Genomic DNA, 13,055 nt, shown 5'->3' on the forward strand with positions numbered 1-13,055 from the left:
GATGGTTTTTTAGCGTTGGCATGTGACAGTTTCTTTCGCGGGGGCGGATCATGAAACAGGACAGGGCAGCCGGCCGAGCCGGCATGGGGTGGGTGGCGCCCCGGCGTGCGTGGGGCTACGCCCTGTCGGCGACCTGGGCTGGCGCACGGCGTGGGTCGCTGCTGGTGGCGCTGGGCCTGGGTCTCGGGACCGGCCTGACAGCGCCGCCAGCCCGCGCGCAGGACGCGCAAGCACCGCAAGCGCAAGCGCAGCAAGCCCGTGCGCAGGATCTGCCCACACCGACCGGGCCGGTGCTGCTGACCGTGACCGGCAAGATCGCGCGCACCAACCAGAACGACGCCGCCCTGTTCGACGAGGCCATGCTGCTCGCGCTTCCCCGACATCGCATCGAAACATCGACGCCGTGGACGGACGGGCGGAAGATTTTCGAGGGCGTGCGGCTGGAAGACGTGCTGGACGAGGTCGGCGCCGGCGCGGCCGTGACGCTCAAGGCACGAGCGCTCAACGACTACAGCATCGACATCCCCGCCTCCGACGCGCGCGAATTCGACATGCTGCTGGCGCTGCGCATGGACGGCAAGCCGCTCTCGCGGCGCGACAAGGGGCCGATCTGGATCGTCTATCCGCGCGACAGCGTGCCGAAGGTGCAGGACGAGCGGTATGATTCCCGCTGGGTCTGGCAGCTGAACGGCCTTGATGTTCGATGACCGGCGACCGCGGCAGGGGTGTCACCATCGCGCTCACCTTTCTGGCGGTTCTCGCCTGCGCGGCGCTGCTCACCTTCGCCGTCCAGAGGCTGCTCCAGGTCGAGAAGGAGATGTCGGGCGGTTTCGGCGAGAGCCTGATGTGGGCGCTCACCCAGGCGCAGTATGAAAACCAGGCGCTGGTGATCGCCGTGCAGGACTGGAACGCCGGAGCGCGGAGCGCGGCGGACGCGGACAAGCTGCGGCTGCTGGCCGATCTCGCCTATAGCCGCCTCCAGCTGCTGGCGGACGGCCCGTTCAGCCGCGATCTGGCGGCCAAGATCGGCGGCGACGTCATCACCGGGCCGCGCGCGCGCCTTGCCACGCTCGACGAGCGGTTGCAGGCGGCGCTGGCCGACCAAGCCCCGATCGTCGCGCAGGCGGTGGAGCCGGTCCTGCGCGATGTCGCCGATCTGCGCGCCGCCAGCAACAAGATCCTGCTGACCGAGCGCTACAATCTGGCTGCCCAGCGCGACGCCTATCGCCGGGCGCTGCTGGAGGTGACGGTGGCGGTCGCCATCACCATTGCCTGCGGTGCCTTCATCGTCGCGCGGCTCTGGGCGCATGCGCGCGCCGCCGCGCGGGCCGAGGCGGCGATGCGGCGCGAGCGCGACTTCTCCCGCCTGCTGCTGGAATCGAGCGGCGACGGGATCGTCGCCTTCGACCGCGACATGCGCTGCACGCACTGGAACGCGGCGATGGGCTCGCTGCTGCCCGGCGCGGACGGCGCGACGCTGGTCGGCCGCAATCTTCCCGAGGTGCTAAACCTGCCACCCGAGCATGTGGGGATGGGCCTGATGCGCGACACGCTGGCCGGGCGCACCAGCTTCCTCGCCGCCCGGCAGCTGCCGGGCGGCGACCGCTATATCGAGATGACCGGCTATCCCGTGAAGGCGGAGGAGGCCATCATCGGCGGTATCGCCTTCGTCCGTGACGTCACCGAGGCCCACCTTGCCAAGCTGGAAGTGCTTGAGCATCGCGACCGGCTGGAGGCGCTGGTGCACAGCCGTACCAAGGACCTGGAAGACGCCCTGACGCGCGAGACGGGGTTGCGCGAACTCTACAAGGGTTTCGTCGCCATGGTCTCGCACCAGTTCCGCACCCCGCTCTCCATCGTCGATTCCGGCGCCCAGCGCATGATCCGGCGCGGCGCGGAGATGAGCGGCGAGGAAATCCGCGAGCGCGCCGGCAAGATCCGCGCGGCGGCCCTGCGCCTCACCCGTCTGGTCACCAACACGCTCAACGCGGCCAAGCTGGACGCCGGCCAGATCGATGTGAGCATGCGCCGCTGCGACCTCGCCAAACTGGTGCAGGAAGCCTGCGAGCGGCAGAGGGAGACCGCCTCCGACCGCCATTTCGAGCTGTCGCTGGAGGCATTGCCGGAGAGCGTGATGTGCGATCCGCTGCTGATGGACCAGATCGTCTCCAACCTCCTGTCCAACGCGGTCAAATATTCCACGCGGCCCGATCCCATCGAGGTGCGGGCGGTGGTCGAGGATGAATGGATCCGCCTTGCGGTCTGCGACCGCGGCGTCGGCATCCCTCCGGACGAGCGCGACCAGCTGTTCGAGCGCTTCTTCCGCGCCACCACCTCGGCCGGCATCGAGGGCACCGGCATCGGCCTGCATGTGGCGCGCACCATTGCCCGCATGCATGGCGGGGATGTCGACGCGGCGCCGCGCGAGGGCGGCGGCTCGACCTTCACCCTCTCCATCCCGCGCGAGGCGATGGCGGCATGACGGCATTGGTCGAGACTTCCGGGCACGATCCTCTCCAGCCCATCGCCACCATCCTGTGCGTGGAGGACGAGGTCGACCTGCGCAGTGACATCGCGGAGGAGCTGGTATCGGCCGGCTACCGGGTGATCGAGGCGGGCAATGGGCGCGAGGCGCTCGCCATGCTCGCCACCGCGCGGCCCGACCTCATCCTGTGCGACATCACCATGCCCGGGCTCGGGGGCTACGCCTTCATGGCACAGCTGCGCGGCGAGCGGCCGGATCTTGCCGAGGTGCCGTTCATCTTCCTCACCGCGCTGGCCGACCGCACCGAGGTGCTGCACGGCAAGCGCGCCGGGGCGGACGACTATCTCGTCAAGCCGGTCGATTTCGACGACCTGCTGGCGACCATCGGCGCGCGGCTGCGCTTCGTCGAGCGGGTGCGCGCGGGGCTGCTGGCCGAGCTGGAGGCCGAGAAGCGGCGGCTCATCGACAAGGCGCTGCGCGAGGGCGAGGGCACGCTGGCCGCGCTGGCCGCGGCCTTCGACCGGGTGGCGGTCGGCCTGTTCCTGATCGACGAAGCCGGCGCGGTGCGGCTGGTGAACGAGGCCGGGCGGGTGCTGGCCGAGAGCCGCGACGGGCTGGTCCTGTCAAGCGCGGGCCTCGCCGCGCGCGCGCCCGCTTCGGCGCGGCAATTGCGGGGCGCGATCGCCGATCTGCGGCAGGCCGGGGAGGGGGCGCGGCTCGTCCCCATCGAGCGCGAGGAGCGGCGGCCGCTGGTGTTGCAGCTGTCCATGGTGGCGGTGCCCGGCGGCAATGCGCGGCACGTGCTGGCGCTGGTGGTCGACCCGGACCGGCAGCCGGAGGTTCCTCCCGAAACGCTGATGACGTTGTTCGGCTGCACCGCGACGGAGGCGCGCATCGCGGCGGCGCTGGCGGCCGGCAAGCGGCTGGAGGAGATCGGCGAGGCGTTCGGCATCAAGCCGACCACGGTCACCTTCCATCTGCAGAACCTGTTCCAGAAGACCCGCACCCACCGGCAGGTGGACCTGATGGCGCTGCTGATCCGCGCGACCGCGCCGCTGGTGCTCTAGCGTCGCGGCGCGGCTTCACCGCAGCAGGGCGGCCAGAAGCGGCGCGCAGAGCACGTTGATGAGGCCGACCAGCACCATGACCAGGCCCGCCACCGCGCCTTCTGTCGCGCCGATCTGGTGCGCGCGGGCCGTGCCGGCGCCATGCGCGCCGATGCCGAACAGGGCGCCGCGGGCGAGTGCCGAACCCAGCGACAGCCGCGCCAGAATCAGATCGCCGATCGCCGCGCCGGCAATGCCGGTCATGACCACGAAGACCGCGGTCAGATCGGGAATGCCACCGATGTCGCCGGCCACTTCCATCGCGAAGGGCGTGCTTATCGAGCGCGGCAGCAGGCTGAGCCGGAGCGCGCCGTCGATCCCGACCAGCGTCGCCAGGGCCCAGCTGGTGAGCATGGCGGTCAGGCTGCCCGCCACCATGCCGATGAGCAGCACCGGCCAGTGCCGGCGGATCAGCCCGCGCTGTTCATAGATCGGGATGGCGAAGGCCACCGTCGCCGGGCCGAGCAGCAGGATCAGCCAGCGCGTGCCGCCGATATAGTCGCGATAGCTCGCATGCAGCGCGAGCACGATGGTGCCGATGAGCAGCGGCGTCACCAGAAGCGGCGACAGCCACCAGCGCGGCCAGCGGCGATAGAGCCGCTTGGCGCCCCAGTAGAAGCCGATGGTGACGAGCGACCAGAGGAGGACGCGGCCGGCCGCGTCAGCGAGCCAGGGGCTCGGCATGGTTATGGGCATGGTCGGCCCTCCAGCGATAGCAGAGGTCCACGGTGAACGCGGTGACGAACATCACCGCCACCGTGCTGAGCAGGATGACGAACAGGATCTTGAGGCCGATGAGGCCGATCAGCTCGTGATGGTCGAGCACGGCCAGCACGGCCGGCACGAAGAACAGCAGCATGTCGGCCAGCAGCAGGTTGGCCCCGCGCCGCACGCTGCGCACGCGCACGCGGCGGGTGGCGAGCAGCCCCAGCACCAGCGCCAGCCCGACAATGCCGCCGGGCAGGGGAATGCCCAGCACGCGAACCGCCGCTTCGCCCGCCAGCCAGAAGCCGCCGACGACGGTGGCCTGCCACAGCGCGCTGTGGCGGACGATGCGGGCAGCTGAATCGAAGGGCGTGTGATGCGACATGGCAAAGGCTCCTGTTCCCGATATATGTCGCAATGCAGCATGATGAAAATGAATTGTTGGACTAATATTCATTCTGATATGGAATATAGATGGATTTCCGAACCCTGCGTGCCTTTGTCGAGGTCGTGCGGCAGGGCGGCTTCAGCCAAGCCGCCAAGGCCGTCTTCGCCACCCAGTCCACCATCAGCAAGGCAGTGAAGCAGCTGGAGGAGGAGATTGGCGCGCCGCTGCTCGACCGCATCGGCCATCGCAGCCTGCTGACGCCGGTAGGCGAGGTCGTGTACCGGCGCGGCGTGCGGCTGCTGGCCGATCGCGACGACCTCATCGCCGAGCTGGACGAGATTCGCGGGCTGAAGCGCGGCGTGCTCAAGCTGGGCCTGCCGCCGGTGGGCAGCGCGACGCTGTTCGCCCCGCTCTTCGCGGTCTATCGCCGCCGCTATCCCGGCATCGAGGTGCGGCTCGCGGAATATGGCAGCGACGAACTTGAGGAGCGGTTGCGCGCGGGTGAGATCGACTTTGCCGGGGCGCTGCTGCCGACATCGGCGGAATTCGAGTGGCAGGAAGTGCGGCATGAGCCGCTGGTCGCCCTCGTCCCGGTCGGCAACCCGCTCAGCGTCGAAAGCCGTCTCACCCTCGCGGACCTCCGGCAGACGCCGCTCATCCTGTTCGACAGCGGCTTCACGCTGAACCGCATCATCCTTGACGCGACCCGACGCGCCGGCTTCGAGCCCGACATCGTGGCGCGCAGCAGCCAGATCGACTTCATGGTGCAACTCGTCGCCGCGGGGCTCGGCGTCGCTTTCCTGCCGCGCCTGATCGCCGCGCAGAGGCCCGATCCTGCGGTGCGGCAGGTGCTGCTCGACGAACCCGGCACCGAATGGATCATGGCCATGTGCTGGCGGCGCGGGGCCTTCCTTTCCGAGGCGGCGAAGGCCTGGCTGGCGCTGGTGGGCGAGAGCATCTCGCGGCCCGATACATCCGTCTGATCAACGGGGAGCCGGGCGGGCGGCGCTCAATCGCCCGCGCGCAGCGCCTCAAGCGGCGGGCCGTCGATCCGCATGGCGTGGTCGTGCGCATCGACCGTGAAGCCGAGGCGGGCGTAGAACCCGATGGCGCTGGTATTAGTCATGTCCACGTCCAGGCGCAGGAAGGCACAGTCGTTGGGCGCCTCGTGCCGGAGGGCCGCGGTCAGCAGCGCCCGGCCGAGCCCCGATCCGCGCTCGGAAGGCGCGACGTAAAGGTCCTGGATGAAGAGGCCCGGCCGTCCGCGCCAGCCGGAGAAGGCATAGGTGTAGAGGCACAACCCCACGGCGCGCCCCTCGCGGCCGGCGACCAGCGCCTTGAACAGACCGCGCCCGGCGGGACCGTAGCGGGCGACATCCTCGGCTGTCACTCGCGGCACGAAGCCGGGGCGCACATGGTCGGCGAGCTTCGCCAGCATGTCGACGATGGCGGCGTGGTCCGCCGCTTCCGCCGCACGGATCATGGTGCCTGCCGGATGAGTGGCGATGGCCACGTCTAGTCTCCCGCGCCGGTCTCGATCAGCCGAAGCGCGCTCTCGCGGATGATGGCGGGAAGTTCGCGCGCGCGCCTCTGCTCCAGATCGAAATAGACCGACACGGCCAGCATTTCGGCGTGGGGTCCCGCCGAGGTCGACAGGCGGTGCCATGCCGTCAGCGATCGTCCCCCAACCCGGCGCACCGCGCTGTCGATCACGAACAGTTCCCCGGCGCGCGTTTCCCGCCGATAGTCGATCTCGTGGCGGACATCGGCCCAGCCCTCGCGTCTTGATGCGATCCAGCCGGCGTCATAGCCGCACGCGGCCAGAAGATGCCACGACGCCTGATCGAATGCCGCCACATAGTGCTGGATGTTCATGTGGCCCATCGCGTCGCACTGCGCCGGATAGACCACGCCCTGATAGGTCCGCACCATCACGGCTCGCTCCCGAGCGAACGCTCCGTCGGCACGCGATGCGCGCTGCGGAAGCCGTCCATGAAGGCAATCAGATTGTCGCCCAGCGCGTCGCAGATATAGCCGCCTTCCTGCACGATGACGGTGGGCAGGCCGATCCCCCCGATCCGCTCGCCGATGCGGCGAAAGCCCGGCGTGGAAACGCTGAGGCCGCCGAAGGGGTCGCCCTCGAAGGCATCGAGCCCCAGTGCGACGACCAGCGCGCCCGGCACGAAGGCGGCGATGCGCCCGAGCGCGCGATCGAGCGCATCGACGAACCCCTCGTCTCCGGTCTTGCGGGCGAGCGGCAGGTTCAGATTGTAGCCGCGCCCGGCGCCATCGCCACGCTCGTCGGCGTGACCCCAGAAGAAGGGATAGAAACGCACGGGATCGGCATGGATGGAGACGGTGAGCACGTCCGCCCGTTCGTAGAACACACCCTGCGTGCCATTGCCGTGGTGCAGATCGACATCGAGCACCGCCACGCGGGCCGTGCCTTCGCGCAGCCGCTGAGCGGCGATGGCGGAATTGTTGAGGTAGCAGAAGCCGCCGGCAAGATCCCGGAAGGCGTGGTGCCCGGGCGGGCGGCAGAGCGCATAGGCGGCCGGCGTGCCCGCCGCGACCAGATGAGCGGCGTGGGTGGCGGCGTGCGCGCTGCGCAGGGCGGCCGCAAACGTCTGCGGGCCAATCGGGCAGGATGTGTCGGCCATGTGGTAGCCGGCCTGTCCGACCGCCGAGAGAGGATAGGCACCGTCGCGACGGTCGGGGTGGATGTTGGGGATCACCTCGTCGGAGGCGAGCGCGATATGCTGCCAGCGAGCATGGATATTCGCCAGGAACTCCAGATATTCCGGCGTGTGGATCGAGGCGGCCGGCGCCAGGCCGAAATCGGGCGGCTCCGCGTGGATCAGGCCGGCCTTCCGCGCCGCATCGAACAGGATATCCGCGCGTTCCGGCCGCTCCGGATTTGGAGCGCGTGCGCCGCTTGTGAGGAAGAAGCCGGGATAGTGCTTCTTCTGCGCCTCGTCATAGATGACCTTCATCGTCTCGCCCTTCACCCCGCGACCCTTACCCCGCGACCTGCGCGGACCCCTTCAGCGCCAGTTGGGCGCGCGCCTCGTCGGGTGTGGCCACGCGGTGGCCAAGCTCCTCCACGATGCGCCGTATCTTCGCCACCTGCTCGGCATTGGAGCTGGCAAGCCGGCCGCGCGCAATGGTGAGGTTGTCTTCCAGCCCGACGCGAACATGGCCGCCGAGGATCACGCCCATGGTGCCGAGCGGAATCTGCTGGCGGCCGGCGGCGAGCACGGAGAACTGGTAGTCCGCACCGAGCAGCCGGTCGGCCGTCGCCTTCATATGCAGCAATTGCTCGGGCGCTGCGTCGATGCCACCGAGAACACCAAGCACGAACTGCACGAAGATCGGCGCCTTGAGCAGGCCCTTCCTGAGATAGAAGGCCACGGTCTGCAGATGGCCGACATCGTAGCATTCCAGCTCGAAACGGCCCCCGCTCGCGCCGCCAAGATCGCCGAGGATGGTCTCGATATCCGAAAAGCTGTTCTTGAAGATGACCGACCGGGTCGCCTCCAGGAAATCGCGCTCCCAATTATGCTTCCAGCTATCATAGCGCTCGGCGAGCGGGAACAGTCCGAAGTTCATCGAGCCCATGTTCAGCGAGCACATTTCCGGCTGGATCCGTCGTGGCGCGGCCAGCCGCTCGTCGAGGGTCATGCGGGAAGAGCCTCCGGTGGAGATGTTCAGCACCGCATCCGAGCGCTCGCGGATGCGGTGAAGGATCTCCTGGAACAGCGCCGGGTCAGCGGAGGGAAAGCCGGTCTGCGGGTCGCGCGCGTGAAGGTGTAGGATCGCGGCGCCGGCCTGCGCCGCTTCCACCGCCTGATCGGCGATCTGCTGCGGCGTGACCGGCAGATAGGGGCTCATGGTCGGGGTGTGGATCGATCCCGTCACGGCGCAGGTGATGATGACCGGGCGGCCATTTGGGGGGCTCATGCGCGCTCTCCGACGGGAAGTCCTGCCTCGCGGGCGAAGCTTTCGAGCGATGCCGTGAGCTTTTCCATGATCTCGTCGATCTGGTCGTCGCTGACGATGAGTGGCGGGCAGACGAGGAAATGGTCGCCGATCCGCCCGCCGCGCGTGCGGCGTGAATAGATGATGAGGCCCGCGTCATAGGCGATATCGACGAGGCGCAGATGCGCATTCAGGCCGACCGGGAGCGGCTCCATCGTCGCGCGCTCCGCCACCAGTTCGAAGGCCAGCAGGAGGCCCTTGCCGCGCACATCGCCGATGAAGGGGAAGCGCTCCATCGTGGCCTCCAGCCGGGCCTTCAGGGCCTGGCCCTGCTGTTCGGCGGCGGTGATGAGGTCGAGCCGGTCGATTTCCTCCAGCACGGCGAGGCCGGCCGCGCAGGCGAGCGGATTGCCGGCATAGGTGTGGCCGTGGATGAAGCCGCCATTGTCGATCACCGCTTCGGCGATCCTGCCATCCGCCACCATGGCGCCGAGCGGCGCGTAGCCGGCGCCGAAGCCCTTGGAGAGGGCGACGATATCGGGTCGCAGGTTCCAGTGCTCGCTGGCGAGGTAGCGGCCCGTGCGGCCGGCCCCGCTCATCACCTCGTCACAGATGAGCAGAATACCGAATTCGTCGCAGATGGCGCGGATCTCGGCGTAATAGCTGTCGGGGGCCACCAGCGCGCCGGTCGAGGCGCCGCCGACCGGCTCCATGATGAAGGCCAGCACCGTCTCCGGCCCCTGCGCCAGGATTTCCTCGCGCAGCATCCGGGCATAGCGCAGGCCGCGCTGCTCAAGGGTCAGTGCGTCGCGGTCGAGATAGCAGGTGGGTGCGGGGATCTTGGGGCTTTCCCGCAGCATCGGCGCGAAGGGCGCGCTCATCAGCGACATGCCGGTGACGCCAAGCGCTCCCAGCGTCGAGCCGTGATAGGAGGGAAAGCGTGAGATGACCTTCCAGCGCTGCGCCTGCCCGCGGGCGATCGCATATTGCCGGGCCAGCTTGAGACAGCTCTCCACCGCCTCCGAACCTCCGGAGACGAAGAACACCCGGTCCAGCCCCTCCGGCATGCGCCCGGCGATGCGGGTGGCGAGCTTCTCGGCCGGCTCGTTCTCGAAATGCAGCCGATAGCCGAAAGTGGACAGCTCCATCTGCCGGCGCATGGCCGCCAGCACCGCCGGATTGGAATGGCCGATATTGGAGACCATGGCGCCGCTGGAGCCATCGAGATAGCGCTTTCCCGCGCTGTCCCAGAGATAGACGCCGGCGCCGCGCGCCAGCTGGGGGCGGCGCAGGCGCGTCTGGTAGAACAGGTTGGAGGGGGGCAGGCCGTCGGACATAGGCAATCCTTCTCGTCACCCGGCCGACTGGCGGCGATCATCCGCTTCGGCGTCGCACGCGGGTGCCGCATGCCGGGTGACCGGGAGTGTGCGAGGGGTGCAATCATAGATCAAATAGATAGTCGTCATATTAATCATCCGTTGGGTCTATGGTTCAAGGGCGCGTCGCCCTTCGTATCGGCTCAGGCCGGCGCGGCCGCCTTGCGCCGGCGGTGCTGGGCCGCCACGAGCATGATCTCCACGTCGTAATTGGCCACCAGGCGCGCTTCGACGCTGGCGCGGGCGGGGATGGCGTGCTTGGGAATCCACGCCTCGTAGACGGCCGTCATTTCCTCCAGATGCCGGATATCCGAAAGCCAGATGGTGGCTTGCAGGATGCGCGACTTGTCCGAGCCGGCTTCCGCCAGGATGCGGTCGATATTGGCGAGCGCGCCGCGGGTCTGCTCGGTGATCGGGGCGCCGGGGGCACCGACCTGACCGCACAGGTAAACGATTCCGTCATAGACGACCGCCTGACTGTAGCGCGGTCCGGGTTCGATATGGCGGATGTCGTCGTCGATCCGGCTGTCATCGAGGTTATCGTCGGGCATGGCGGGTCTCCGGACGTGATTATTGTTCGCTGCGGCCGCGCCAGGCATCCCGCATCAGCCGGAGACGCGCGCCCCAGCCGAGCAGCGGCTGCGGTGGCAAGGCGCGCGGGCGGCTGCGGGCCTTGATCAGGCTGATGAGGTCGCTGTCCTGCCCGGCCGCCAGATTGGCAATCTCGCGGCCCAGGAGGTTCGCTGTGCCGATGCCGTTGGCGTTGTAGCATCCCGCCACGAACAGCCCCTCGCCGAGGCGGCCGAAGACATGGTGGCCATTCAGGCTGAGCGAGACGATCCCGGACCAGTGGTGCGTGAGGATGGCGGGGTCGAGGGTGGGAAACCGGGCGGCCAAGGCCCGGCCGTTGGATCGATGGCGCTGAGCCAGCGCTTCGGCATCAAGCGACAGATCGCGCGGCACCTCGCAGGTATTGCGCACTAGCAGACGGCGATCGCGGGTGAGGCGGACGGTGGCCCCCATCGCGTCGGCGGACAGCACACCATAGGGAGCGGGCGCGCCAAGGCGCAGATATTCGGCCTGGGTGAGCGGGCGGCTCAAGCTGGCGGTCAGCAGCAGGGCAAAGCTGCGATTCCGCTCGATGCCAAGCTCGGGCATGAAGCCGTTGACCGCCATGATGACGTTTCGGGCGCGCAGCGTACCCTCCGGCGTCGTCAGCCTGTAGCCTCCTGTATCCGAGGCCCAGGCGAGGATTGGCGAGCCCTCGAACAGATCGACCGCGGGCGGCAGTGCGTCCAGCAGGCCGCGCGCCAGCTTGGCGGGCTGCAGAAGGACGCTGGTCTTGGTCCAGACGGCCATGGTGTAAAACGCGGTGCCGGTGCGCGCGGCGAGCGCATCGGCCCCCAGCACCTCGTGTTCCATGCCGAGTTCGCCGAGTAGGGCGGCGAAGCGATCCAGCTTCTCGCCATAGCGCGGGTGGCGGGCGGCATAGAGCTTGCCGGCGCCGTCCCAGTCGCAATCGATGCCGAAGCGCTCGACCTGCGCCTTGACCTCCGCGATGGCGGCAAGATTCAGCCGGTATTTCTGCTTGAAGGTCTCGATGTCGGCGGCGGTGCCGGTGCCCTCGTTCAGCGTCGCGTCGACCAGGAAGCCGGAATTGCGCGCGCTCGCGCCCTCGGCCGCGCGGTTCGCCTCGATAAGCACGATCCGCGCGTGCGGCTGCACCGCCGCCAGCTGCCGCGCGGCGGCCATGCCGGTGTATCCGGCGCCGACGATCGCCCAGTCAGTTCGTTCGTCGCCCCTCAGCGCGGGGCGCGATGCGCGCGCCGGCAGCTGTGCCAGCCAGCCGCAGCCTGGGTCATTCGCTGGCAGGCGCCCGACCTCGCTCCCGCTCATTGTCTTCCGCCGCCGCCTTCCGCCGCAACCTTGACCCCGCACCTGTCTGAAGCCGGGGCCGTTCCCTGCCGGTGAAGGTGGGCGGCGACATATCATTGCGCAAATAGATAATCGACATGGGCAACATCGCGTCAATCTATGTCCGGCGGATAGGAGCGCTCGCCGACGGGGACGGTGTCGAGCATGTCATCGATCCACTGCACCAGCACGTGCTCCGCGGGATTGAGGCTGCGCTGCGGGTTCGTGACGAAGAAGACATCTACCGCCGGCAGGTCCGTATAGGGTGGCAGCCGCCACAGCAGGCCCGCCTCGACGTCGCGCCGCGCGACATGGACGGGCAGGGCACCGATGCCGATCCCCGCCACGATCATGCGCAGCACTTCCGGCAGATTGGCGGAAACACCTTTCAGTTTCGGCTTCAGCAGGGCCATTTCGCGAAGCTGTGTGACGCAATGGAGCGAGCCGCCCTCGACGTCGGTCTGGAACGAGACCGAATCCTCACCTTGCAGATCCGACAGTTCGATCCCCTCCCGTCCGAACAGCCGGTGGCCGGGCCCGCAGAACAGCCCGAAGAACTCGCGGAACAGCACGCGGGCGGTGAGTGCGGGATCGGGTCGATTCATGAGGCAGAGGCCGAAAGTCATCCGGTTCTGTCGCAGCCGATTGAGCACCTCCTCGCTTTCCGTCACCGAGATCGCGTAGGTGACGTCCGGATGCAGCTCATTGAAGCGTGTGAGCAGCGTGTCGAGATGGGGCGAGACGACATGGCTGGTCATGGCAATGTTGACATGCCCGCTCACCCGTCCTTCCGCCACACTCATCAGGCCGGGGATCTGCGCCACCGCCTCGAACATGGCGCGGCTCTCCTGATAGAGGATCCGTCCGGCCTCGGTGAGGGCGAAATGGCTCGGCCCCCGGTCGACGAGGCGATGGCCGACCGTGTCCTCCAGTCGCTTCAGCGCGCTTGAAAGAGTCGGCTGCCTCAATCCGAGGAAGTCCGCCGCCCGGGTGATCCCGCCCTGCTCCGCCACCACCATGAAGGTGCGCAGCAGGTTCCAGTCCAGCGTGAAGGGCAGCCTCTGCTCATAGGGCTTCATGATTGATTATCTCAATGGTGACGA

The 13,055-nt window shown here is 68.4% G+C and carries 14 protein-coding genes; 4 read left to right on the forward strand and 10 right to left on the reverse strand.

Annotated features, from left to right (window positions below):
* Positions 1-164: 164 nt before the first annotated feature.
* The 3 genes from FHS55_RS12640 to FHS55_RS12650 are packed head-to-tail and all read left to right on the forward strand — an operon-like array spanning position 165 to position 3,552.
* Positions 165-707, forward strand: coding sequence for a molybdopterin-dependent oxidoreductase (locus tag FHS55_RS12640; RefSeq protein ID WP_210286956.1), 543 nt, complete (start codon positions 165-167; stop codon positions 705-707).
* A complete protein-coding gene (locus tag FHS55_RS12645; RefSeq protein WP_183190106.1) occupies positions 704-2,482 on the forward strand; it encodes a sensor histidine kinase in 1,779 nt (592 codons plus the stop codon). Before FHS55_RS12640 ends, FHS55_RS12645 begins: the two co-directional genes overlap by 4 nt.
* Positions 2,479-3,552, forward strand: a complete 1,074-nt coding sequence (locus FHS55_RS12650; protein WP_183190107.1) for a response regulator — start codon at positions 2,479-2,481, stop codon at positions 3,550-3,552. Before FHS55_RS12645 ends, FHS55_RS12650 begins: the two co-directional genes overlap by 4 nt.
* 15 nt (positions 3,553-3,567) lie before the next feature.
* Here the strand turns inward: FHS55_RS12650 and FHS55_RS12655 are convergent, their stop codons facing one another.
* Together FHS55_RS12655 and FHS55_RS12660 are read right to left on the reverse strand one after the other, a co-directional pair.
* The gene (locus FHS55_RS12655) at positions 3,568-4,287 is read right to left on the reverse strand and encodes an LrgB family protein (RefSeq protein WP_210286957.1); all 720 of its coding nucleotides are present in this window, start codon (positions 4,285-4,287) and stop codon (positions 3,568-3,570) included.
* Positions 4,253-4,681 carry a CidA/LrgA family protein gene (locus FHS55_RS12660; protein WP_183190108.1) on the reverse strand — a complete coding sequence of 143 codons (429 nt, stop codon included), beginning with the start codon at positions 4,679-4,681 and terminating at the stop codon, positions 4,253-4,255. Before FHS55_RS12660 ends, FHS55_RS12655 begins: the two co-directional genes overlap by 35 nt.
* Positions 4,682-4,770: 89 nt before the next feature.
* On the opposite strand from FHS55_RS12660, the gene FHS55_RS12665 reads away from it, so the two are divergent.
* Positions 4,771-5,667 carry a LysR family transcriptional regulator gene (locus FHS55_RS12665; RefSeq protein ID WP_183190109.1) on the forward strand — a complete coding sequence of 299 codons (897 nt, stop codon included), beginning with the start codon at positions 4,771-4,773 and terminating at the stop codon, positions 5,665-5,667.
* Positions 5,668-5,693: 26 nt separating this feature from the next.
* Here the strand turns inward: FHS55_RS12665 and FHS55_RS12670 are convergent, their stop codons facing one another.
* From FHS55_RS12670 to FHS55_RS12705, 8 genes are all read right to left on the reverse strand, one after another.
* On the reverse strand, positions 5,694-6,197 hold the full coding sequence (locus FHS55_RS12670) for a GNAT family N-acetyltransferase (protein WP_343056140.1): 504 nt from the start codon (positions 6,195-6,197) through the stop codon (positions 5,694-5,696).
* Positions 6,198-6,199: 2 nt separating this feature from the next.
* Positions 6,200-6,616, reverse strand: a complete 417-nt coding sequence (locus tag FHS55_RS12675) for an acyl-CoA thioesterase (RefSeq protein WP_183190300.1) — start codon at positions 6,614-6,616, stop codon at positions 6,200-6,202.
* Entirely contained in the window at positions 6,616-7,677 is a 1,062-nt protein-coding gene (locus FHS55_RS12680) for a histone deacetylase family protein (RefSeq protein WP_183190110.1), read from the reverse strand. Before FHS55_RS12680 ends, FHS55_RS12675 begins: the two co-directional genes overlap by 1 nt.
* A gap of 25 nt (positions 7,678-7,702) precedes the next feature.
* Positions 7,703-8,644, reverse strand: coding sequence for a 3,5-dioxohexanoate:acetyl-CoA acetone transferase (gene kce / locus FHS55_RS12685; protein ID WP_183190111.1), 942 nt, complete (start codon positions 8,642-8,644; stop codon positions 7,703-7,705).
* Positions 8,641-9,999, reverse strand: a complete 1,359-nt coding sequence (locus tag FHS55_RS12690; protein ID WP_183190112.1) for an aminotransferase family protein — start codon at positions 9,997-9,999, stop codon at positions 8,641-8,643. Before FHS55_RS12690 ends, kce begins: the two co-directional genes overlap by 4 nt.
* A gap of 182 nt (positions 10,000-10,181) precedes the next feature.
* The gene (locus FHS55_RS12695) at positions 10,182-10,589 is read right to left on the reverse strand and encodes a RidA family protein (protein ID WP_183190113.1); all 408 of its coding nucleotides are present in this window, start codon (positions 10,587-10,589) and stop codon (positions 10,182-10,184) included.
* 19 nt (positions 10,590-10,608) lie between these two features.
* Positions 10,609-11,934 (reverse strand): NAD(P)/FAD-dependent oxidoreductase, encoded by a 1,326-nt coding sequence (locus FHS55_RS12700; RefSeq protein WP_183190114.1) that lies wholly within the window; start codon positions 11,932-11,934, stop codon positions 10,609-10,611.
* A 131-nt stretch (positions 11,935-12,065) separates the two neighbouring features.
* Complete coding sequence (locus FHS55_RS12705; protein WP_183190115.1) at positions 12,066-13,031, reverse strand: LysR family transcriptional regulator; 966 nt, start codon at positions 13,029-13,031, stop codon at positions 12,066-12,068.
* Positions 13,032-13,055: the final 24 nt, after the last annotated feature.

Source organism: Ancylobacter tetraedralis (assembly GCF_014195655.1).
GTDB classification, from domain to species: Bacteria; Pseudomonadota; Alphaproteobacteria; order Rhizobiales; family Xanthobacteraceae; genus Ancylobacter; species Ancylobacter tetraedralis.